The following is a 21,477-nucleotide window of genomic DNA, read 5'->3' on the forward strand; positions in this document are numbered from 1 at the left end:
CTCCATTATCAAGTTTGGCTTGACGGCGCACGCATTACACGCGTGTAATTTGAATGGGGTTGTTCGCACGGAACGCAACAAATGGGGACCGGACGGACAAGCACGCCTTTCGCGTGGGGGGTTGCAGCGGCGGTGACGCCGGTGCGCGACAAGGAGGCATCTGATGGACGGCCAGCTCGAGGTGGCCGACCTGCTCGGAAACGCGCCGGAGTGGCAGGAGCGGGCGCTGTGCTCGCAGACCGACCCGGAGGCGTTCTTTCCTGAGAAGGGCGGCTCGACCCGTGAGGCGAAGCGGATCTGTTCGCGGTGCGAGGTCAAGACGGAATGTCTCGAATACGCTCTCGGCCACGACGAGCGGTTCGGGATCTGGGGTGGGCTCTCCGAGCGAGAGCGGCGCAAGCTCAAGCGGCGGGCCGCCTGAGCTGAGGTCGGGCCGGGGCGGTGGGGGCCGCCCGGCTCACGCCCGTGGGGCGCGCCGCCCCGCCGGTGGCAACGGTCGCGGTCGCGGGGGCGATCCGGCCAGGGGTCAGGCCAGTTCGTCCGGGTCGACCCCGAGCAGGTTCGCCACCTGCTCGATGATCACGTCGTGCACGAGGTCGGCGAGGTCCTCCCGGTCCATCGCCCGGAACTCCAGCGGACGGCGGTAGAGCACGATCCGGGGCGGCACCTCCTGCCGGCCGGGTCGCCCCGGCAGCAGGCGGGCCAACGGCACCTCGCCGTCCTCGAGCACATCCGAGTCGTACACGTTCAGATCCGGTGGGACGTCCTCGACGGCGAACTCGACGCCGGCCAACTCCTTGGCGAAGCGGCGCTCCAGCGTCTCGACGGTGTCGAGCACGAGGTCGTCGAAGACCTCGGCCTTCGTCCGGGCCAGCGGCACGGTCGCCGGGACCAGCCGCCCGCGCAGCCCGCGGCCGTGCCGGTCGCGGTGGGTGCGCCGGCCGGAGCCGGGGCGGCGGTGTTCCGGGCTTGTCATGTGGCAAAGGGTAGCTGCCGGTTCGGCCTGGCCTGCGGCAGCGCCACGTCGGTGGCGCGCCGGGTCGAATTGTGATCACGGTGACGGGCGTGTCGCACCGCGAACCGGTGCGCCGAACCCGGTATTGGGGATACCCTGCCGCCGTGAGGTCACCACGGCGCTGCTCTCGTAACGGCTGCCCCCGGCAAGCGGTCGCCACGCTGACCTATGTCTACAACGAGTCGACAGCCGTGGTGGGCCCGCTGGCCGCGTTCGCCGAACCCCACACGTACGACCTGTGCGAGCCGCACGCACGGAGCCTGACCGCTCCCCGGGGCTGGGACGTGGTCCGGCACGAGGGCGAGTTCGAGCCTCCGCCGCCCACCACCGACGACCTGGTCGCCCTGGCCGAGGCGGTCCGTGAGGCGGCCCGTCCCGTCGCCCCCCGTCCCCCGGAGGACGACAAGGCCGCCCCCCAACAGGGCCCGGCCACCGGCCGTCGAGGCCACCTCCGGGTCATTCCCCCCACCCACTGACCTCGCCTGCGACCTCGCGCCTTGGCGGCTTTCCCGTCGACCCTGGAGTGGGCGGCCGGAGGGATCGACAACGGCGTGCGGATCATTCGGCGCGAAACGCCCTTCGGGGCGTTTCCGGGGCCGTTCCGGTGCATCTCGGGGGCACGTCGAACAGGTCCCGCCGCAACACGCCGACACCGGACGGACATCGACACGTGACGTCGCTACTGTGCGCCGGAGCGTGAGGTCGGCCGGGTGGGAGGAACCGAAGGCGAACGAGGCGCTGCGGGTGGCGATGGCGGAGCCGGGGAGACCGCCGCCGTGACCTGCCGTGGTTCCGCCCCGGGCCGAGCTGGAGCAGGACGCCACCTCGATCCGGTCAGACCAGCCGCTGCTCGTGCAGGGAGTGCTCCAGACCGAGGACTACGCCCGCGCGCTGCTGCGGAGGGGCGGGCTGCTGTCACCTGACGAGATCGAGCGGGTCGTCGCCGGCCGGATGGAGCGACAGGCCATCTTGGACCGCGAACCCCTGAGGCGGTTGGTGCTCGTGATCGACGAGGTGGTGCTCTGCCGGATGGTCGGCGACCACGACGTCATGGCCCGGCAGGTGGCCCACGTGGCGACCACCGCCGAACGGGAGCAGGTGCAGGTGCGGGTCATCCCGCCCGACGCCCCTGGCACCCCGGTCTCGCCGGCCCGCTCGCCCTGGCCCGGCTGCCCGACGGGGCCGAGGTGGCCTATCTGGACAATCAGCTTCGTGGCGAGCTGGTGACCGAGGCGGCTGACATTGCTCGCCTGCGTCGAGGTGGCCGACAACCTACCCGGCCGGGTGCTGGTGCGGGACAGCAAGGACCGTGCCGCCGGCACGCTCAGCTTCACCCCGGCGGCCTGGCGCGCGTTCCTGGCTGTGGCGAAGGGCCGCTGACCAGGCCGTACCCTGGCGGTGGGCTGGCCTGTTCCGAGACGTCGTCCAGCAGGGCGTGGCCGACCCCTTCGCCGACGGCGGCGCGGCGTCGTGTCAGGATCGTCGTCCTTGGCAGATGATCCTCCCGCCGGCGCGTCACCCCCGCCGCCGACGGACGACCCCCCAGGAGTCGTCGCATGCGCGTTTCCCCACAGCCGCTCAGCCGGCGTGGACTGTTCACCGGCACGGCCGCCCTGCTCGCCACGGGCGGCGCGCTCACCGGCTGCGGCACCAGGGCGGCGACCCGGACCGAGGCGGACTGCCGCAGCGAGGACCTCTCTGCCACGCAGCGGACGCTCGCCTTCGCGAACTGGCCGCAGTACCTGGACGTCGACGAGTCCGACGCGGCGAAGCGGCCGACCCTCGACTCGTTCGTCGCCCGGAGCGGCATCCAGGTCACCTACACGGAGGACATCAACGACAACAACGAGTTCTTCGGCAAGGTACAGAACCAGCTCGCCAGCTGCCGGAGCATCGACCGGGACATCATCGTCCTCAGCGACTGGATGGCTGCCCGGATGATCCGGCTCGGCTGGATCCAGCAGCTCGACCCGGCGAAGATCCCCAACGTGACGGCGAACCTGCTGCCGTCGCTGCGCGACCGCTCCTTCGACCCGGAGAACCGGATCGCCGTCCCGTGGCAGGCGGGCCTCGCCGGCCTCGCCTACAACGGCGGCGTCACCAGGGAGATCCGTACCGTCGACGAACTGCTCACCCGACCCGACCTCAAGGGCCGGGTGACCGCCCTGAGCGAGATGCGCGACACCATGGGCCTGCTGTTGCAGTCCAACGGCCACGACCCGGCGAACTTCACCCCCGCCCAGTTCGACGACGCGCTGGCCAAGCTCAAGAGGGCCGTCGACTCCGGCCAGATCCGCCGGTTCACCGGCAACGACTACGCGCCCGACCTGGCCAGGGGGGACATCGCCGCGTGCGTGGCCTGGTCCGGTGACGTCATCCAGCTCTCCGGCGAGGACGAGAAGATCCGGTTCGTCTCGCCCGAGTCGGGCGTACTGCTCTACAGCGACAACATGATGGTGCCGAACAAGGCCGCCCACCGGGGCAACGCCGAAGCGCTGATCAACTACTACTACGAGCCGGCCGTCGCGGCGCGGCTCGCCGCGTACGTCAACTACATCTGCCCGGTCAGCGGCGCACAGGCCGAGATGGAGAAGATCGACCCGGCGCTGGCCGCCAACCCGCTGATCTTCCCGGGCGACGACCTGCTGCGGAAGGCCACCGTCTTCATGGCCCTCGACGAGCAGCAGGAGAGGGCGTACGAGTCCAGGTTCCAGCAGGTCATCGGGGCGTGACCGGGATGGGGCACGAGTCACCGGCCGACGACCTGCGGCTGGCCAACCTCACCAGGCGGTTCGGCGCCCTCACCGCCGTCGACGACCTCAGCCTGACCGTCCCGCGGGGTTCCTTCTTCGCCCTGCTCGGGGCGTCCGGCTGCGGTAAGACCACCACCCTGCGCATGATCGCCGGCCTGGAGGAGCCGACCAGCGGGCAGGTGCTGCTGGGCGACCGCGACATCACCCGGCTGCGGCCGTACCAGCGGCCGGTGAACACCGTCTTCCAGAGCTACGCGCTCTTCCCGCACCTCGACGTCGCCGAGAACGTGGCCTTCGGGCTGCGCCGGCGCGGCATTCGCAAGGCCGACGACCAGGTCCGGCGGATGCTGTCGCTGGTGCAGCTCGACGGCCACGGCCGGCGGCGGCCCGCCCAGCTCTCCGGCGGGCAGCAGCAACGGGTCGCGCTGGCCCGCGCGCTGATCAACCAGCCGCGGGTGCTGCTGCTGGACGAGCCGCTCGGCGCGCTCGACCTGAAGCTGCGCCGGCAGATGCAGGTCGAGCTGAAACGGATCCAGAACGAGGTGGGCATCACCTTCGTGCACGTCACCCACGACCAGGAGGAGGCCATGACGATGGCCGACACGGTCGCGGTGATGAACGCCGGCCGGATCGAGCAACTCGGCGCCCCCGCCGACCTCTACGAGTTCCCCGCCACCGCGTTCGTGGCGAACTTCCTCGGCCAGTCCAACCTACTTGCCGCCGAGGCCGCCGGCCGCGCCGGTGCCGACGTGCCGGTCACCGCCCACGGTGCCCGGTTCTCCCTGCCCGCCGACCGCGCCCGGTCCGACCGGGGCGCGGTCTACCTGGGGGTACGCCCGGAGAAGCTGCACCTGGTCGGGTCCGCCGGCCAGGTGCCCGACGGACACCAGTACGTCGACGGGGTGGTCACCGCCGCCTCCTACGTCGGGGTGAGCACCCACTACCTGATCCGCGCCGGCTGGGGAGGTGAGCTGGCCGCGTTCGCGGCGAACAGCGGAGTGGGCCGGCAGTTCCCGGTCGGTGCGCCGGTGGTGGCGCACTGGGATCCCCGGCACGCCTTTCTGCTGCCCCGCGAGCCCGGCACGGCGGACCGGAGCGTCGGACTGCGCGGCGAGCCGACGCCGGTGCCGTCGTGAGCCGGGCGCGCCCGGTCCGCCACCGGCTGCTGCCGTACCTGCTGCTGTTGCCCGGCGCGGTCTGGCTGGGCGTCTTCTTCGCCGTTCCGTTGCTGCAACTCGGCGCGGCCAGCCTCTACGACCCCGGCGGTTCGCTCTCCACCGGGTACGCGCTGACCTGGGCCTTCGGCAACTATCCGGCGGCGTTGCAGGCGTACTGGCCGCAGTTCGCCCGCTCGTTCGGCTACGCCGGCCTCGCGCTGGTGCTGGCGCTGGCACTGGGTTACCCGCTGGCGTACGCGATCGCGCAGAAGGCCGGCCGGTGGAAGAACCTGCTGCTGGTCTGCGTCGTCGCCCCGATGTTCACCAGTTTCCTGGTGCGCACCCTGGCCTGGAAGACCATCCTGTCCGACAACGGCGCCCTGGTCGGGCTGCTGCGCGACGTGCACCTGCTCGGCCCGGACGGCCGGCTGCTGGCCACCCCGGTCGCGGTGGTGCTCGGCCTGACGTACCACTTCCTGCCCTTCCTGGTGCTGCCGCTGTACGCCAGCCTGGAGCGGCTGGACCGCCGGCTGCTGGAGGCGGCCGGCGACCTGTACGCCAGCCCGGCGCAGGCGTTCCGCCGGGTCACCCTGCCGCTGTCGATGCCCGGCCTGATCGCCGGCATGCTGCTCTTCTTCATCCCCGCCACCGGCGACTACATCAACGCGGAACTGCTCGGCACCCCGAACGAGTACATGATCGGCAACGTCGTCGACTCCGCGTTCCTGGTCCGGTTGGACTATCCGCAGGGGGCGGCGCTGTCGTTCCTGCTGATGGCGGCGACCCTCGCGCTGGTCTTCGGCTACCTGCGCCGGGCCGGCGCGGAGGAGGCGCTCCGATGAGGGCGAGGAGTGCAGCGGAGCGGAGCCCCGCAGGCGCGAGTGAAGGCGGGCTCTGATGAGACCGCTCCGGTGGCTGGCCGACCGCTGGGTGATGATCGTCGCTCTGTTGGTGATCGGCTACCTCGCCCTGCCGATCGCGGTGGTCGCCGCCCTGTCGTTCAACCGCCCGTCGAGCCGGCTGTCGTACGACTTCCACGAGTTCACCCTGGACAACTGGCGTCATCCCTGTGCCACCTCGGAGATGTGCGACGCGGTGCTGCGCAGCGTGCAGATCGGCTTCGTCGCCACCGTCGTCGCCACGGTGCTCGGCACGCTGATGGCGTTCGCCCTGGCCCGGCACCGCTTCCGGGGCCGGTCCGGGGTCAACCTGCTGATCTTCCTGCCGATGGCCACGCCGGAGCTGGTGATGGGCACCTCGCTGCTCGCTCTCCTCGTCTCCGCCGGTGTGCCGCAGGGCTTCTGGACGATCGTCATCGCCCACGTCACGTTCTGCGTGTCGTTCGTGGTGGTCACCGTCAGGGCGCGGCTGGCCGGGGTGGACCGGCGGCTGGAGGAGGCGGCGATGGACCTCTACGCCAGCGAGTGGCAGGCGTTCCGGCTGGTGACCCTGCCGCTGGTGTGGCCGGGTATCGTCGCCGCCGCGCTGCTCGCCTTCTCGTTGAGCTTCGACGACTTCATCGTCACGAACTTCAACGCCGGCACCACCGTCACCTTCCCGATGTACGTCTGGGGTGCCGCCCAGCGGGGCATCCCGCCGCAGGTCAACGTCATCGGCACGGCGATGTTCGGGTTGGCGCTGCTGCTGGTCGGGGTCAGCTCGCCACGCGGACGCCGGGCCCGGCCGGCACCCTGGGCCCGGTCACGCCCTGTTGCGCTGTCCGAGTCGACGGACACCGCATCATGAACCTTCTACACGAAGAATCTGAACCCCGAGGGGTTTCCAGCCGTACTCCGCTCCGAAGAAGGCGCAGACGGACGGGAGATGGTGAAGGTGCAGCGGAAGCACGTACTGGCGGCCGGAGTGGCACTGGCGGCCGCCGCGGCGGCGGTGATCGGAACGACGATCGTCTTCGCCGACACCACCCCCGGTCCGCAGAGCGCCTGCTCCGGTTCGGTCTCCTTCTCCGTCGAGGGTGGCGCGCCGGCGGCGACCAGCGACCGGTTCCCCGTCGGGACCCGGCTGCGGATCACGAACCTGGACAACGACAAGGTGGCGACGGTGACGGTGACCGGCCCGGCGGGCAGTTGCGTGCTGCTCAACGCCGCCGCCATGGACCTCGTCCGGGAACCGGGCAAGAACGTGATCCGCCGCAACCTGGTGGAACGCCTCGTCGACGACACACCCCCGCCCGGCGACACACTTCCGCCCGGTGAGGCGGCCCCGACCGTCCACCAGAAGCGCCCAGGAAGCGCGCAGCGACCCGCCTCGGCCGGCGGCTCCCCGACGGCACCGGCCGGGCCCAGCGTGTGCGCCGGCCCGATCACCTTCTCCGCCGAGGGCGGTGCGCCCGCCGCGACCAGCGGGCAGTTCCCGGCCGGCACCCGGCTGCGGGTGACCAACCTGGACAACGGCCGGGCGGTCACGGTGACGGTGACCGGCCCGGCGGGCAGTTGCGTGCTGCTCAACGCCGCCGCCATGGACGCCATCCGGGAACCGGGCAAGAACCTGGTCCGCCGCCACACGGTTGAACCGCTGAGCTGAGCCGCGCCGACCCGGTGGCGTCGTTCAGCCGCATCCGGACCACCGGCCCCGTCGACTACGCTGCGCAGGTGTGGAGCCGAGAGCCTTCTGGGCCGCCAGCCGTCCCGTCCACGGTGAGGGCGAACTGACCGTCACCCACCCGTACGACGGCCGGACGGTAGGGCGTACCACCCTCGCGACGGCCGACCAGGTCGAGGCGGCCGTGGCGGCGGCCGCCGGCGTGGCGACGGCGGCCGCGGCCCTGCCCGCGCACGCCCGCGCGACGGCCCTGGACCACGTGTCCCGGCGGCTCGCCGAACGGGCCGAGGAGGTCGCGGCGCTCATCACCGCCGAGAACGGCAAGCCGGTCAAGTGGGCACGGGCCGAGGTGGGGCGGTCGGTGTCGACGTTCCGGTGGGCGGCCGAGGAGGCGCGACGGTTCTCCGGCGACCTGCAACGCCTCGACACCGACCCGACGGCGAGCGGGCGGATCGCCCTGGTCCGGCGGGCGCCCCGCGGCCCCGTCCTCGGCATCACGCCGTTCAACTTCCCGCTGAACCTGGTCGCCCACAAGGTCGCCCCCGCCATCGCCGTCGGCGCGCCGATCATCGTCAAGCCGGCCCCGGCAACCCCGCTGTCGGCGCTGCTGCTGGGGGAGATCCTCGCCGAGACGGCCCTGCCGGCGGGAATGTTCTCCGTGCTGCCGCTGCCCAACGACCGCGCCGCCGAGCTGGTGACCGATCCGCGCCTGCCGGTGGTGTCGTTCACCGGCTCCGGGCCGGTCGGCGCGGCCATCCTGCGGGCGATCCCGGACAAGCACGTCACCCTGGAACTGGGCGGCAACGCGGCGGCGGTGATCTGCGAGGACTGGGCCGCCCACGAGGACATGACCTTCGCCGCGCACCGGATCGCCACGTTCTCCAACTACCAGGCCGGGCAGTCATGCATCGCCGTGCAGCGGGTGTTCGTGCACGAGTGGCTCTACGACGGCTTCCTGCCCCGGCTGGTCGCGGCGGTCGAGGAACTGCGCACCGGCGACCCCGCCTCCGACCTCACCGACGTGGGGCCGTTGGTCTCCGTCGACGCCGCCCGCCGCGTCGAGGCGTGGGTGGACGAGGCGGTCGCGGCCGGGGCCACCATCGAGGTGGGTGGCCGGCGCGACGGCGCGAACTACCCGCCGACGGTGCTGACCGGAGTGCCGCCGACCGCGAAGGTCAGCGCCGAAGAGGTGTTCGGGCCGGTGCTGGTGGTGACCCGGGTCACCGACGACCGCGCCGCGTTCGCCGCCGTCAACGACTCTTCGTACGGGTTGCAGGCGGGCGTGTTCACCCACCGCCTCGACGTCGCCTTCGAGGCCGCCCGGGTGATCGAGGTCGGTGGTGTGATCATCGGGGACGTGCCGTCGTACCGGGCCGACCAGATGCCGTACGGCGGGGTCAAGGGCAGCGGCGTCGGGCGGGAGGGGGTCCGCAGCGCCATGGACGACTACACCGAGCCGCGGGTGCTGGTGCTGACCGGGGTGAGCCTGTAGGACGGCCAACCCTGCCGGGGTCGCCCGCGCGTCACCAGGTGCCGTCGTCGCGGACCCGGGCGGGGGCGAGACCGAGCAGCAGCGTCGTCAGCGCGGCGTCGATGTCCTCGCCGAGAAACCATTCGCCGCCCTGGTCCAGGGCGAAGATCCGGCCGTGTTCGTCGACCGCCAGGAGGGCGTCCTGGCGTTCCGAGCCGATCGGGAACAGCCGTACACCGAGCACCGAACCGAAGTCGGCCAGCGTGTCGGCGGTGTGCGCCGCCCAGGTCGGGTTCGTGTCGAACTGGCGGACCCACACCTGGGTGCCGGGCCGACGGCGGAAGGTCACGATCGCCGGGAAATCCAGGAAGACCCGTTCCGCCGCGGAAAACGGCTCGTGCCGGTGGGTGCGGCCGGCCACCTCGCAGGTCTCCTCGATGGCGCCCTCCGCCAGCGCCCAGTTCACCGGGTTCTGGTCCCAACCCGCGTCCGCCAGTGCCTGTGCCACCTCCGGGGGGAAGCGGCCGTCGACCGGGACCGGTCGGTTGATCGCCGGAGGCTCGGTGATCCCGCCCAACTCACCCCACGGCAGTACGCCGAAGTCCACGAGTGCCGTCGTACACGACTCGCAGGCGTCCCTGACCTCGCCGCCGTTGGGGTCACCGGCCTCCCGCACCTGGAAGATCTGGAACCGGCCGTTCGAGAGGAGCGCCTTCGCCTCCTCTGCCGTCATCGGCGCCTGCCCCTCGGCGGTGCGACGATGGTCGTACTCGTGGAGGACGTCGGAGACCACGACGAGTTCGGCGTGGCGGTCTCCGCCGCGTACCAGGTGTCCGGGGGGGAGCGCGTCCAGGTAGGCGCGGACCAGCCGGTGGTGGTGGAGTTCGACGTCGCCCTTGACACCCTGGGCGGTGTACGTCCGGCCCTCGACGGTGAGGTGGGCGACGGTGGCCGGGGTGGGCAGGCGGCGGATCTCGCGTAGCAGTTGGCTCGCCGGGTCGACGGTGCGGGGCGCGGGGGCGCCGGTCGGCCGGCTGCGGCGGTACATCTGCTCGACCATGTCGGCCGGCACGCGGGGCCAGGTGGAGACCTCGCCGGTCTCCTTGTCGACGACGGTGGTCGGCAGGTCGCCGGGGACGGTGGCGACCTCGGAAGCCACGACGGATCGGATGACGTATCCCAGGTCGAACTCGTCGATCGAGGGGCGGCACTCGTATCCGAGGCGTTGCGAGTCGCGGCGGGCCCACACCGTGGCGAGCAGCTCGGCCTGCTGGCGATCGATCACGCCCTGAAATTACCGGACCCCCCACGATTCCGTCGCGCCCGGTATGGTTCGGCTGACCGAACGTGACCAGGGGAGGGTGGCGTTGGCCGACAGTGTGGACCGGGACGCCAATCGCGCGCTCCGGGCGCGGTTCGACGAGGTCTACGGGCAGTACCAACAGCTCCGGTCCGGGCTCGACGAGCTACAACGGAAGTTGGCGCAGCTCCGGGTGGTCGAACGGTCCGCCGACGGCCACGTCACCGCCACCGTCGGCGCCCGGGGCGAGCTGATCTCGGTGGAGCTCCAACCGGCAGTGTTCCGGGAGCGGGACGCGCCGGCGCTCAGCCGGAAGATCACCGCCACGGTCCACCGGGCCGCCGCCGCCGCGGTCGCCGCCACCCAGAACCTGGTGGCGGCCCACCTCCCGGCCGGTTCCGGCACCGTGGAATACCTGCGGACCGGTGACTTCGGGGCGCTGCTCGGGCGGGCGGACGCGGTGTCGCGGGGCGAGGCCGGCCGACATGGGTGAGGAGCAGCTCTGGCTCGATCCCGGTCGGGCGCGCCGCGCCGCGACCGATCTGCGTCTGTCCGGTGAGGCCCTCAGCGCCCGGCGCCAGCAGGTCGGTGGCCGGATCGCCGAGGCGAGCGCGCGGCGCCCCTGGGGCCGTGACGACATCGGCGCCGCCTTCGAGAAGAGCTATCGCGGCTACGAGGAGACGCTGCTGCGGGCCTGGGCGGGGCTCGGCCGGGCGGTGGCGGGGCTCGGCGTCGACGTGGCCACCTCCGTCGCCGCCACGGTGGACACCGACGTCGCCAGCGGCCGGGCGATCGACGCCGTACCCGGTCGGCACGGTCACCGACGCTGAGCGCGGAGGAGAGCGGCGTGAGCATCCTGCCCAGCCCCGTTCCGCACCCGCTCGACTACAGCCCCTGGGAACTTCCCGGCTGGATGTACGAGGCCCTGGACTGGGTCGTCGGGGTCGAATGGCCCGAGGGCGACGAGCGCGCCGTCTGGGACCTCGCCGACGAGTGGTACGCCGTCGCCGCCGCGCTGGCCGGCCCCCGGGACGACGCGATCGCCGCCGCTGCCGAGGTGGGCCGGGGGTACGGCGGCGTGGGCCTGGTGGCCGAGGCGTTCGACCGTGCCTGGCGGCGGATCGCCGAGGGCGACGACGCACCCCTGCACGTCCTGCTCGCCGTCAGCGACGACCTGGGGCGGCTGGTCGAGGAGTGCGGCTGCGACATCGAGGGCGCGAAGATCGAGGTCTGGATCGAGCTGGGCATCCTCGTCGTCGAGCTGGTCTCACTGGCGGTGGCCGCCGCCCTCACCGCGGGCGCGGCGTCACCCGCCGCCGCCGCGGCCATCGCCGCCACCCGCCTCGTGGTGCAGCAGATCTTCCAACGGCTGCTGGCCCAACTGGCCAAGAAGCAGCTGAAGTCGGGCCTCAAGGAGGCCGGGGAACGGGCCGCCAAGGAGATGACCAAGGGCGGGGTACGCGGGCTCGGCAGGCGCTCCCTGCGCGGTGGGCTGGAGGAGGCGGCGGAGGAGTCCGGGATCAACCTCGCCACGCAGGCGTACCAGAACTCCACCGGACGTCGCGACGGCATCGACCTGACCGACCTGGGCACGTCGGCCGTCGGTGGCCTGGCCGGCGGCGCGGTGGCGCCGCTGGCCGGCCTGGGACGCCACGCGAACGGCCGGGGCGGGCGGGTCGCCGAGCACCTCGGCCGTGAGATGACCGGCGAGACGATGGCGGAGGGCGCGGCGAGTTTGGCCACCGGGGAGGGCGTCCTGTCCGTGGAGGACGCGGCCCGGGCAGCCGTCTCCGGTGCCACCGGCTCGGCGACCGGCCAGGCCGACACCGCCCTGCGCGCTCGCCTCGACGGGCAACTCGGCGCGCTGGCCGCGCCTCCGCCGTCGACGGGCCTGCCGTTGCCGTCCACGGTGGACCTGCCGCTGACGCCGTCGGCGGTGACGGCCGATCCACCGTCGGCGGGACGAACCGCCGAGGCCGTCCCGGTCGGGGCCCCGCCCATCGGTTCGTCGTCCGTGGCGAACAGCCACGGGCCGGACCTGTCCGGCGGGGCCGCATCGACCGTGAGCAGCGCACACCCTGCACCGTCACCGGCCCCCGCCGCTGCCGGCCCACCGGCCTGGCCCGATCCGGCGGCGGCCAGCCCGATCCTGTCGTCGGTGACGAGCGAGCGTCCGTCGCTGCCCGCGCAGCCGGCCGACCTGCCGGCCACGGGGCAGCCGCCGGTCCAGCCGGCGTCGGCCCCCGTCGCCACCACCGGTGGCGTGGCCGCCGCTGTCTCCGCCTCCGGGCCCGTGTCCGCCTCCGGAGCAGTGTCGGCCTCGGGGGCGCTCGCCCCGGGCAGCGTGTCCGCCTCCGGGCCCGTGTCCCCCGGCGGCGCGACGGTGGGCGGTGCCCCCAGCTCGGCCGCCACCGCGCCGGTCAGCCCCGTGGACAGCCGGGGTACGTCGATACCGGCCCAGCCGGCGGCGACCGGTACCCGCGACGGCGCGACGACCTTCCCGTCGCCGTCGATGCCGCTGGCTCCACCCGTGGAGGCGGTGCCCCCCCAACCCGGTCCGGGCGCGGCCACTCCGTCGTCCAGGCACCGGTTTCCCGAACTGGCGGTCCTGGCCCCCCGGCCGGCGACGCCACCGTCCGACGGCGCCCCCGCGCCCGCGCCGGCACTTCCCGACGACCAGCCCCGCCCGCGGACGCCGGAGTGGTACGCCGCCAGATGGGCCGCCGAGCGGGAAGCTCTCGAACGGCGTCGGTACCAGGGCTACTTCGAGTCGCAGCGCGCCTGGTACGAGGATCGGCGGCGGGAGGAACTCACCACCCGGCTGCGGCGATCGGCCAGTGGCTACCTGGATCGTGCGGGCTGGCTGCGGCGGCGCGGCCGGGAGTTCGCCCTGGCCGGCCTCACGCTGCGCGCCGAGCACATGTTCAAGGCCGGCGTGGTGGCGGAACGGGACTTCTACGAGTACACCGACTGGGCCGACGCCGTCCGGGACGGTCGGATCGTCCCCGAGCAGGTGGTCATCGACGATCCGACCGACTTCCACCGGATCAACGATGACGTGGCCGAACTGGCCCCCGGTGGAGTCGAGACGGGCAATCGTTCGGGGCTGACCTGGGACGACCGGCCACCACCGATCGACCGGTCCCGTCCGTACGGCCGCTGGGGTGGCCTGCGTCCACCGCTGGCGCTGCACCAGACCGACCTCGAACGGGCGATGCCCCGCCAGCCCGGCGGCAGCGTGGTGCGTACCGCCGATCCCCGGCAGGGCCGGTGGTTCTCGCTCGCCAACGACGGCGGGCCGGCGGCCGATCCCACCCGGGGCATCAACTGCCTCGACTGCACCCTGTCGCTCTACGAGACGTGGGTGCACGGGCGTCCGAGGGTGTCCGCGCCGCGTACCTTCGACGGCTACGAGGAAGGGGACATCACCAAACCCATTCTCGGTGAACAGGGCGGGCCGGGGCGGGTGGAGGCGGTGACCGGCGGTCGTTTCCAGCGACTCATCGAGTCACCGGCTGACGGGCAGCGCAGTCCGGCCCGGCAGCGGGACGCCGTCGAGCACGGGTACGACCAGCTGGAGATCCAGTTGCAGCTCGGCGGCCACGGCAGCTACGCCTTCCTGATCAGCGAATGGGAGGACGGCGGGTCGCACGCCTGGGCCGCGCTCAACCAGAACGGGACGATCCTCTACCTGGATCCGCAGAACGGAGCCATCCGCGACCAGCCCCTCTACGCCCACGCGGGCAGACCCCACACGGGCAACGTCGTCGGGATGGACGCGTTGATCCTCGGTGGCGACGGCCAGCCGGTGCCGCTGCGCGGCCTGCCGCGAGGCCGATTCAGTACCGTGTCCGACGCGCCTGTGCCACCGCCTACGCAGGAGCAGGCGTTCGACGCCGACGAGGCGTACCTCAACTCCCCGCACCTCTTCGACCGCCCTGGCTCGACACGTGGCAGAGGCGGGACATCGGATGCCGAGAGGGACAGGTTCCTCGAGTCCCCCGACCAGCCGGGACAGTCAACGACCCGGTGAGCCGGCTCACGGCAGCCGAGCGAGCGGCACTGTGGGGGTTGCGTCGGCGTGCGGAACGTCGAGGTGCCTCCGGGCTGGCGTCCGGCGTTGCCATCGGTACGGTCTTCGCCATCGCATTTGTTGCCAGCGACGAGCGTGGTTCGGTGAGGGTGTGCGCGAATCGGAGTCGATCAAGCCCGTCCTCGACGTGGACGAGGGCTGGCCGCGGACGGCGGCCGAGGCGGTGGCGGTGCAGGAGCGGCTGCGACCGCTGGTGGACCTGGTCGGGTCCGGTCCGCGCCGACCCGCCACAGTGGCCGGCCTCGACGTCGCGTACGCCGAGCGCGGCGACCTGCTCGCGGCGGCCGTGACCGTACTCGACCCGGTGACGCTGGCCGTGGTGGACCGCGCGGTCCACGTCGGCGAGCCCGCCTTCGGGTACGTGCCGGGGTTGTTCGCCTTCCGCGAGTTGCCGGCGTTGCTGGCCGCGTTGGACGGGCTGAGCGTGCAGCCGGAGCTGCTGGTCTGCGACGGGCACGGGTTGGCCCATCCGCGCCGGTTCGGGTTGGCCTGCCACCTCGGCGTGGTCACCGGGCTGCCCGCGATCGGGGTGGGCAAGACACCGCTGGTCGGTGAGTGGACCGGGCCGGCGTGGGAGCGAGGTGCCAGCGCACCACTGGTCGACGGTGGCGAGACGGTCGGGCGGGTGTTGCGGACCCGGGACGGGGTGAGGCCGGTCTTCGTCAGCGTCGGGCACCGGATGGCCCTGGACGACGCCGTGGACGAGGTGCTGGCCCTTACCCCGCGCCACCGGCTGCCGGAGACGACCCGCACCGCCGACCGGCTGTGCCGGGATGCCCTGGCTGTCGCCGTCGGCTCCGGGCGCGTGGCGTGATTCAGCCCACGGCCAGCAGGGTAATGCCGCACACAGGTGGAGTGCTCAGTGACCGGGGCGCCCCCTGACCCGGTAGTAGCCTGACCGCCGAACCCTGGAGACGGTGAGGTGGAGAGATGTCCGTGCGTCGGCAGGTGGCACGCCTGGTGACGGCCGGCGCGCTGCTGGGCGGCCTGCTGGCCGCCGGCGCGGCTTCCGCGTACGCCGACGAGGGCAGGGTCACCGCCCGTACCTCGCCGGCGGCTCCCACGTTGGGCAAGGAAAAGAGCATCGAGGTCCGCCACCGCGTCGCGTTCGTCGCGGGCACCGCGGTGGGCCGGCTGGGGGTGGCCGGCGAGGCGACCACCGCGGCGGCACCGACCGCCACCCCGCGCGCGACCGGCACCCCGGTCACCGTCACGGACGGGCCGGCCCTGGCCGTCCTCGTCGCCCCGAGCACCGGCCAGGCCACCGCCGCTGCCGTCGAGTCGTCCGGAGGATCCATGATCATGTGGTTCGGTGTCGCCCTGGTCGCCGTCGGCGTCGGGTTGATCGCTCTGCTGATCCGCAACAACCGTAAGGACCGCGCGTGGGTCGAGGAGCGGTCCGGCCCACCGGCCGTCCCGCTGCCGCGCAACCCCGGCCCGACCACCTACCGCTCCCGCGGCGGGCTGCCGCGCGCGACCCCCGCGCCGACCGCCCGGGTGTACGGCCAGCAGCCGGCCGCCGCGCCGACCACCCAGGCGTACGGCCAGCAGCCCGCCCCCGCTCCGCGCGTCGGCAGCCTCTACGGCAGCGCCGGCGCGTACCCGGCGGTCACCCCGGGGGACCGTCCCGCCGGCGGCGTGTACGGGGCGCCGGCCGCCCTGGCCCGCTCCCACCCGGCACCGTCCGGGCCGGTGCCGCCGCCCGTGGCCTCCGGGCCGACGGTGCCGCCCGGCCGCCCCTCGCCGGCTCCGCATGATCCGTCCCCGGCCGACGCCGGTGGCGACTCGACCTCGGTGATGCCCGGCCTGCCCGGCTAGGACGGGACGGACCGCTCCGCTCCGATACGCTCAGGTTCGTTGCCGACCTGCTGCCGAGGAGCGAAACCGGTGTCTGATCTGTCCCAGATCGTGAAGGCGTACGACGTCCGCGGGACGGTGCCCGACCAGTGGGACGAGCGCGTGGCGGAGGCCCTCGGTGTCGCCTTCACGCAGGTCCTCGATGCCGCCGGTGAGCCGGGCGAGGCGGTGCTGATCGCGCACGACATGCGGGCCACCGGCCCCGGCCTGGCCGCCGCCTTCGCCGCCGGCGTACGCGCCCAGGGCCAGCGGGTGATCGAGTTGGGGCTGGCCTCCACCGACATGCTCTACTACGCCTCGGGTGCGCTGGGCCTGCCCGGGGCGATGTTCACCGCCAGCCACAACCCCGCGCAGTACAACGGCATCAAGATGTGCCGCTCCGGTGCCCGCCCGATCGGGCAGGACAGCGGCCTCGCCGACATCCGGGACCGCGCGCAGGCGCTGCTGGACGCCGGTGGGCGTCCCGCCGGTGAGCCGCAGGCCCCGGCCGAGCGGCGGGAGTTGCTCGCCGACTACGCCGCCCACCTGCGCAAGCTTGTCGACCTGTCGACGATCCGGCCGCTGAAGGTGGTGGTGGACGCCGGCAACGGCATGGGCGGCCACACCGTTCCCAGCGTGTTGGGGGACGCCGCGCTGCCGGCCCTGCCGCTGGAGATCGTGCCGCTCTACTTCGAGTTGGACGGCACCTTTCCCCACCACGAGGCGAACCCGCTGGACCCGAAGAACCTGGTCGACCTACAGCGGGGGGTGGTGGCACACGGCGCGGACATCGGCCTGGCCTTCGACGGCGACGCCGACCGTTGTTTCGTCGTCGACGAGCGGGGCGAGCCGGTCTCCCCGTCGGCGATCACCGCCCTGGTCGCGGCCCGTGAGCTGGCCAAGCACCCCGGATCCACGGTGATCCACAACCTGATCACCTCCCGCGCGGTGCCGGAGATCATCCGCGAGCACGGCGGTGAGCCGGTGGTGGCGCGGGTGGGACACTCCTTCATCAAGGCCGAGATGGCCCGCACCAACGCGATCTTCGGCGGCGAGCACTCCGCGCACTACTACTTCCGGGACTTCTGGTTCGCCGACACCGGCATGCTCGCCGCCATGCACACCCTCGCCGCGCTGGGCGAGCAGTCCCAGCCGCTGTCCATCCTGGCCAGCGTCTACGAGCGGTACGCCGCCTCCGGCGAGATCAACTCGACGGTCGACGACCAGGCGGCGAAGATCGCCGAGGTGCGCGCCGCGTACCCGGAGGCGGAGGCCGACGAACTGGACGGTCTCACCCTGCGGTTTGCCGACGGTGCCTGGTTCAACCTGCGCGCCTCCAATACCGAGCCGTTGCTGCGGCTGAACGTGGAGGGGCCGACCGAGGAGCGGATGATCTCGCTGCGCGACGAGGTGCTGGAGCGGGTTCGCCGATAAGATCGCCACCGCCGGTCGGCACCGCCGGCCGACGCCCACCGCACACGTGGAAGGAGCCGCGCCGTGGCCCTGGACCCGCAGTTGCTCGAGATTCTCGCCTGTCCGGACACACACCACGCCCCGCTGGACTACGACCCGCAGGCACAGACCCTGACCTGCACCGAGTGCGGTCGCGTCTTCGAGGTTCGCGACGACGTGCCGGTGCTGCTGCTGGACGAGGCGCGCGGCGGGCCGGAGGCGCGACGGTGATGGACGGGACGGCCGGGGTCAGCGGCCGGCGGGTGGCCGACGAGTCGGCACTGGACGACCCGGACACCTTCGCCGAACAGGACCCGGGCGGCATGCTGCGGTTCACCGCCTCGGCCGGCGCGCAGGTACGTGAGTCGGCGGCGCTGGCCGCCGAGGCGAATCTCCAGTTGCTGGAGGACGAGGGCCGCCCCCGGGCGGTCGTCATCGCCGGTATCGGCACCGCGGGGCGGACCGGTGACGTGCTCGCCACGGTCGCCGGGCCGCGCTGCCCGGTGCCGGTGATCCCGCACCGCAGCGCCGGCGTGCCCGGCTGGGTCGGTGCGGCCGACGTGGTGATCGCGGTCAGCGCCTCCGGCCGCAGCCCCGAGGCGCTGGGCGCGGCCGAGGCCGCGCACCGCCGGGGTGCCCGGCTGGTCGCCGTCGGCGCACCGGACTCGCAGTTGCAGTCCGTCGCGGAACGGGCCCGCGCGCCGTTCATCCCGGTGCCCCGCCGCGCCCCGGCCCGGGCCAGCCTCTGGGCGCTCACCGTGCCGGTGCTGCTCGCCGCCCGTACGCTCGGCCTGGTGAAGGTCAACGAGGCGGATCTGGCCGAGACCGCGGCCCGGTTGGACGCCGACGCCGACCGGTGCCGTCCGACCGCCGAGTCGTTCGTGAACCCGGCGAAGTCCCTCGCCCTGGGGCTGGCCGGGTCGATTCCGATCGTGTGGGGGTCGTCCCCGCTGGCCACGGTCGCGGCACGGCGCTTCGGTGACACGTTGTCGGCCAACGCCCGCTACCCGGTGGTGGCCGGGGCGCTCGGCGAGGCCGGCCGGGGCCGGGTCGGGCTGCTCGACGGGGTCTTCGGCGGGCTGGTCGAGTCGGAACGGGACATCTTCGCCGACCTGGGTGAGGTCGAGGGTAACCCGACCCGGCTGCGGCTGGTGCTGCTGCGCGACGGTGGCCTGAACGCCGAGGACGACACCGACGAGCCCCTCGCGGTCGAGGAGCGCCGCGCCGACGCGGTGCAGACCCTCGCCGAGCGGCGCGGCGTGCGCTGCGACGTGGTGACGGCGGAGGGCGGGTCCGCCCTGGAACGGCTCGCCTCGCTCGTCGCGGTGCCCGACTTCGCCTCGATCTACCTGGCTCTTGCCCACGGCCTGGACCCGATGGCGGTCCCGGCGATCACCGAGATGAAGGAGCTGGCGAACCAGTGAGCGACCGCAAGGGACGAGCCGCCCGGCTCTTCGGCCCGGCGACCACCGCCTCCGCACAGCGGAACGGGGCGGGGGCGTGAGCGCCAACGGCGGGACGAAGGCGATTGTCGCCGCCCTGTTGGCCAACGTCGGCATCGCCGTCACCAAGTTCGTCGCCTTCCTGCTGACGGGCTCGTCGTCGATGCTGGCGGAGTCGATTCACTCGGTCGCCGACTCCGGCAACCAGGGGCTGCTGCTGCTCGGCGGCAAGCGGGCCAGGCGGGCGGCCACCCCGCAGCACCCCTTCGGGTACGGGCGGGAGCGTTACGTCTACGCGTTCATCGTGTCGATCGTGCTGTTCACCGTTGGTGGCCTGTTCGCGCTCTACGAGGCGTACCACAAGTGGCACGAGGGGGGTGGCATCGAGGAGTACAAGGCGGTGCCGGTCGTCGTGCTGGTGGTCGCGATCATCATGGAGTCGTTCTCGTTCCGTACCGCGATCGTGGAGTCGAACCGCGTCCGGGGTAGCCAGTCGTGGGTGCGCTTCGTCCGCCGGGCCAAGGCGCCCGAGCTGCCGGTGGTGCTGCTGGAGGACCTGGGCGCGCTGGTCGGTCTGATCTTCGCGCTCTTCGGCGTCAGCATGACCCTGATCACCGGTGACGGGGTGTGGGACGCTCTCGGCACCGCGATGATCGGTGTGCTGCTGGTGGCCATCGCGGTCATCCTGGCCATCGAGACGAAGAGCCTGCTGCTGGGCGAGGGTGCCGAGCCCGCCGACGTCGCCGCGATCGAGAACGCCGTCACCGAGGGCCCCGAGGTCCAGCGGATCATCCACATGAAGACGCTCTACCTCGGGCCGGACGAGCTGCTGGTCGCCGCGAAGATCGGCGTGCCGCCCTGCGACAGCACCGAGAAGCTGGCCCGCGACATCAACACCGTCGAGGCCCGGATCCGGCGGGTCGTGCCGATCGCCCGGGTCATCTATCTGGAGCCGGACATCTACGATCCGGCCGCCGCCGCCGCCGAGCGGACCGGCGCTGGTGCCGCGTCGGTGTCCGGGCACGCGGAGGGCGAGCCGGGCGAGGTGGCCGGCCGGGCCGGGAGCTGAGCGTGGAACTGCTGTACGGGCCGATCCGTGCCTACGCCTGGGGCTCCCGTACCGCGATCGCGGAGTTGCAGGGGCGTCCGGCGCCCAGCGACGGGCCGGAGGCGGAGCTGTGGCTGGGCGCCCACCCGGGCGCCCCGGCCATGGTCGACCGCGGCGGCACCCGGGTGAGCCTGCTCGACCTGCTGGTCGCCGAGCCGGGCCACTGGCTCGGCGTGGACGTGATGGAGCGGTTCGGCCCCCGGCTGCCGTTCCTGATGAAGGTGCTCGCGGCGGACGCCCCGCTGAGCCTGCAGGCGCACCCGGACGCCGAGCAGGCCCGCGCGGGGCACGCCGTGGACGCGACGCGCACCGACGGGCACCGCAACTACGTCGACCCGTACCACAAGCCGGAGTTGCTGGTCGCCGTGTCGCCGATGGAGGCGCTCTGCGGCTTCCGCGACCCGGTGGAGTCGGCGGAGGTGCTCGCCGCGTTCGGCGTACCCGCACTGGAGCCGGTGGTGGCGGCGCTGCGCGCCGGGCCGGCGGGGCTGCGGGACGCCGTACGCCGGCTGTTGACCTGGCCCGCCGAGCAACGCGCGGGGCTGGTCGGCGCGGTGGTGGCCGCGGACGTCGCCGGCCCGGACGCGGAGTTGGCGCGGGCCCTCGCGGCCCGTTACCCGGGTGATCCGGGGGTGCTGGTGGCGCTGCTGCTGCACCACGTGAAGCTGGCGCCGGGGGAGGCGATCTGGATGCCGGCCGGCAACCTGCACGCCTACCTGCGCGGCACCGGGGTGGAGGTGATGGCGGCCAGCGACAACGTGTTGCGTGGCGGGCTCACCCCGAAGCACGTGGATGTCGACGAGCTGCTGCGGGTGCTGCGCTTCGAGGTGCTGGCCGAACCGGTGGTGCGGGCGCGACCGGTGGCGCCGGGGGTGGTCTGCTGGCCGGTGCCGGTGGACGACTTCGCGCTGCACCGGGTGACCGTGGGCGCGGGCACGCCGCAGGTACGGTTGCCGTTGCCCGGGCCCCGGGTGGTGCTCTGCCGGGCCGGCAGGCTCGCGGTGGACGACGGCGCGGGTGCGGTCACCCTGGGGCCGGGGCAGGCGGCGGTCGGGACGGCCGCCGCGGAGCCGCTGGTCTTCACCGGCGAGGGTGAGGCGTTCGTCGCCACCTGCGGCGGGTGCTGAGTCCGCTTCGGTGGGCGACTGGCCCCCAGCCGACCGACACGAATCCGACTTTTCCGAAATGGCTTGACGCTGCCGTCTCTGAGTGTGACCCTATGAGTACGCAGCGTTGTCGCGACGACAGTCCGGAAGCGCGCGCGGGGGAACCAAACCGGGGGGATGCA

21 protein-coding genes and 1 pseudogene are annotated in these 21,477 nt (G+C 73.1%); 20 read left to right on the forward strand and 2 right to left on the reverse strand.

Going from position 1 to position 21,477, the window contains the following annotated elements:
* Nucleotides 1-163: 163 nt before the first annotated feature.
* Nucleotides 164-421 carry a WhiB family transcriptional regulator gene (locus tag E1165_RS09590; protein WP_007455784.1) on the forward strand — a complete coding sequence of 86 codons (258 nt, stop codon included), beginning with the start codon at nucleotides 164-166 and terminating at the stop codon, nucleotides 419-421.
* 105 nt (nucleotides 422-526) lie between these two features.
* Here E1165_RS09590 and E1165_RS09595 read toward each other — a convergent pair whose 3' ends face one another.
* Complete coding sequence (locus E1165_RS09595) at nucleotides 527-976, reverse strand: metallopeptidase family protein (protein WP_088963879.1); 450 nt, start codon at nucleotides 974-976, stop codon at nucleotides 527-529.
* 143 nt (nucleotides 977-1,119) lie between these two features.
* On the opposite strand from E1165_RS09595, the gene E1165_RS09600 reads away from it, so the two are divergent.
* The 9 genes and pseudogenes from E1165_RS09600 to E1165_RS09640 all read left to right on the forward strand — a co-directional run bounded on the left by E1165_RS09600 (nucleotide 1,120) and on the right by E1165_RS09640 (nucleotide 8,979).
* Nucleotides 1,120-1,491, forward strand: a complete 372-nt coding sequence (locus E1165_RS09600) for a DUF3499 domain-containing protein (RefSeq protein ID WP_132389836.1) — start codon at nucleotides 1,120-1,122, stop codon at nucleotides 1,489-1,491.
* A gap of 385 nt (nucleotides 1,492-1,876) precedes the next feature.
* A pseudogene (locus E1165_RS09605) lies at nucleotides 1,877-2,214 on the forward strand (DUF5753 domain-containing protein); the annotation flags it as partial.
* 37 nt (nucleotides 2,215-2,251) lie between these two features.
* Nucleotides 2,252-2,395 carry a DUF397 domain-containing protein gene (locus E1165_RS09610; protein ID WP_132389840.1) on the forward strand — a complete coding sequence of 48 codons (144 nt, stop codon included), beginning with the start codon at nucleotides 2,252-2,254 and terminating at the stop codon, nucleotides 2,393-2,395.
* 176 nt (nucleotides 2,396-2,571) lie between these two features.
* Nucleotides 2,572-3,747, forward strand: a complete 1,176-nt coding sequence (locus E1165_RS09615; RefSeq protein WP_132389842.1) for a spermidine/putrescine ABC transporter substrate-binding protein — start codon at nucleotides 2,572-2,574, stop codon at nucleotides 3,745-3,747.
* A gap of 5 nt (nucleotides 3,748-3,752) precedes the next feature.
* Complete coding sequence (locus E1165_RS09620) at nucleotides 3,753-4,904, forward strand: ABC transporter ATP-binding protein (protein WP_132389878.1); 1,152 nt, start codon at nucleotides 3,753-3,755, stop codon at nucleotides 4,902-4,904.
* Nucleotides 4,901-5,767 (forward strand): ABC transporter permease, encoded by an 867-nt coding sequence (locus tag E1165_RS09625; protein WP_132389844.1) that lies wholly within the window; start codon nucleotides 4,901-4,903, stop codon nucleotides 5,765-5,767. The genes E1165_RS09620 and E1165_RS09625 overlap by 4 nt, the downstream gene beginning before the upstream one ends.
* Before the next feature lie 55 nt (nucleotides 5,768-5,822).
* On the forward strand, nucleotides 5,823-6,671 hold the full coding sequence (locus tag E1165_RS09630) for an ABC transporter permease (RefSeq protein WP_132389846.1): 849 nt from the start codon (nucleotides 5,823-5,825) through the stop codon (nucleotides 6,669-6,671).
* Nucleotides 6,672-6,749: 78 nt separating this feature from the next.
* Nucleotides 6,750-7,469, forward strand: a complete 720-nt coding sequence (locus E1165_RS09635) for a septal ring lytic transglycosylase RlpA family protein (RefSeq protein ID WP_243704680.1) — start codon at nucleotides 6,750-6,752, stop codon at nucleotides 7,467-7,469.
* Between the two features lie 70 nt (nucleotides 7,470-7,539).
* Nucleotides 7,540-8,979 (forward strand): aldehyde dehydrogenase family protein, encoded by a 1,440-nt coding sequence (locus tag E1165_RS09640; RefSeq protein WP_132389848.1) that lies wholly within the window; start codon nucleotides 7,540-7,542, stop codon nucleotides 8,977-8,979.
* 31 nt (nucleotides 8,980-9,010) lie between these two features.
* On the opposite strand, the gene E1165_RS09645 is transcribed toward E1165_RS09640, so the two are convergent.
* A complete protein-coding gene (locus tag E1165_RS09645) occupies nucleotides 9,011-10,243 on the reverse strand; it encodes an SUKH-3 domain-containing protein (RefSeq protein ID WP_132389850.1) in 1,233 nt (410 codons plus the stop codon).
* 76 nt (nucleotides 10,244-10,319) lie between these two features.
* Between E1165_RS09645 and E1165_RS09650 the strand changes: the two genes are divergently transcribed.
* The 10 genes from E1165_RS09650 (at nucleotide 10,320) to manA (ending at nucleotide 21,316) form a co-directional block, all read left to right on the forward strand.
* Nucleotides 10,320-10,751, forward strand: a complete 432-nt coding sequence (locus E1165_RS09650; RefSeq protein ID WP_371687319.1) for a YbaB/EbfC family nucleoid-associated protein — start codon at nucleotides 10,320-10,322, stop codon at nucleotides 10,749-10,751.
* Nucleotides 10,744-11,088, forward strand: coding sequence for a hypothetical protein (locus E1165_RS09655; protein ID WP_132389854.1), 345 nt, complete (start codon nucleotides 10,744-10,746; stop codon nucleotides 11,086-11,088). The genes E1165_RS09650 and E1165_RS09655 overlap by 8 nt, the downstream gene beginning before the upstream one ends.
* Nucleotides 11,089-11,105: 17 nt before the next feature.
* A complete protein-coding gene (locus E1165_RS09660) occupies nucleotides 11,106-14,291 on the forward strand; it encodes a toxin glutamine deamidase domain-containing protein (protein ID WP_132389856.1) in 3,186 nt (1,061 codons plus the stop codon).
* Nucleotides 14,292-14,442: 151 nt separating this feature from the next.
* Nucleotides 14,443-15,165 (forward strand): endonuclease V, encoded by a 723-nt coding sequence (locus E1165_RS09665; RefSeq protein WP_371687318.1) that lies wholly within the window; start codon nucleotides 14,443-14,445, stop codon nucleotides 15,163-15,165.
* Nucleotides 15,166-15,281: 116 nt separating this feature from the next.
* The gene (locus E1165_RS09670) at nucleotides 15,282-16,169 is read left to right on the forward strand and encodes a hypothetical protein (protein WP_132389858.1); all 888 of its coding nucleotides are present in this window, start codon (nucleotides 15,282-15,284) and stop codon (nucleotides 16,167-16,169) included.
* Nucleotides 16,170-16,238: 69 nt separating this feature from the next.
* On the forward strand, nucleotides 16,239-17,621 hold the full coding sequence (locus E1165_RS09675) for a phosphomannomutase/phosphoglucomutase (protein ID WP_132389860.1): 1,383 nt from the start codon (nucleotides 16,239-16,241) through the stop codon (nucleotides 17,619-17,621).
* Between the two features lie 63 nt (nucleotides 17,622-17,684).
* Nucleotides 17,685-17,870: a Trm112 family protein gene (locus tag E1165_RS09680; RefSeq protein WP_132183188.1), complete on the forward strand. Its 186-nt coding sequence runs from the start codon at nucleotides 17,685-17,687 to the stop codon at nucleotides 17,868-17,870.
* Nucleotides 17,867-19,063 (forward strand): SIS domain-containing protein, encoded by a 1,197-nt coding sequence (locus E1165_RS09685; RefSeq protein ID WP_132389862.1) that lies wholly within the window; start codon nucleotides 17,867-17,869, stop codon nucleotides 19,061-19,063. Before E1165_RS09680 ends, E1165_RS09685 begins: the two co-directional genes overlap by 4 nt.
* A gap of 76 nt (nucleotides 19,064-19,139) precedes the next feature.
* On the forward strand, nucleotides 19,140-20,150 hold the full coding sequence (locus E1165_RS09690) for a cation diffusion facilitator family transporter (RefSeq protein ID WP_132389864.1): 1,011 nt from the start codon (nucleotides 19,140-19,142) through the stop codon (nucleotides 20,148-20,150).
* 2 nt (nucleotides 20,151-20,152) lie between these two features.
* Nucleotides 20,153-21,316: a mannose-6-phosphate isomerase, class I gene (gene manA, locus E1165_RS09695; RefSeq protein ID WP_132389866.1), complete on the forward strand. Its 1,164-nt coding sequence runs from the start codon at nucleotides 20,153-20,155 to the stop codon at nucleotides 21,314-21,316.
* Nucleotides 21,317-21,477 lie beyond the last annotated feature (161 nt).

Origin of the sequence: Micromonospora sp. KC723 (assembly GCF_004348595.1) — a bacterium.
In the GTDB taxonomy this organism is placed as follows: Bacteria; Actinomycetota; Actinomycetes; order Mycobacteriales; family Micromonosporaceae; genus Micromonospora.

Bases quoted from the DNA above. Each gene is read 5' to 3' on its own strand.
- E1165_RS09590 (WP_007455784.1), top strand. From the start codon at position 164: ATGGACGGCCAGCTCGAGGTGGCCGACCTGCTCGGAAACGCGCCGGAG.
- E1165_RS09595 (WP_088963879.1), bottom strand. From the start codon at position 976: ATGACAAGCCCGGAACACCGCCGCCCCGGCTCCGGCCGGCGCACCCAC.
- E1165_RS09615 (WP_132389842.1), top strand. From the start codon at position 2,572: ATGCGCGTTTCCCCACAGCCGCTCAGCCGGCGTGGACTGTTCACCGGC.
- E1165_RS09620 (WP_132389878.1), top strand. From the start codon at position 3,753: ATGGGGCACGAGTCACCGGCCGACGACCTGCGGCTGGCCAACCTCACC.
- E1165_RS09630 (WP_132389846.1), top strand. From the start codon at position 5,823: ATGAGACCGCTCCGGTGGCTGGCCGACCGCTGGGTGATGATCGTCGCT.
- E1165_RS09635 (WP_243704680.1), top strand. From the start codon at position 6,750: ATGGTGAAGGTGCAGCGGAAGCACGTACTGGCGGCCGGAGTGGCACTG.
- E1165_RS09655 (WP_132389854.1), top strand. From the start codon at position 10,744: ATGGGTGAGGAGCAGCTCTGGCTCGATCCCGGTCGGGCGCGCCGCGCC.
- E1165_RS09670 (WP_132389858.1), top strand. From the start codon at position 15,282: ATGTCCGTGCGTCGGCAGGTGGCACGCCTGGTGACGGCCGGCGCGCTG.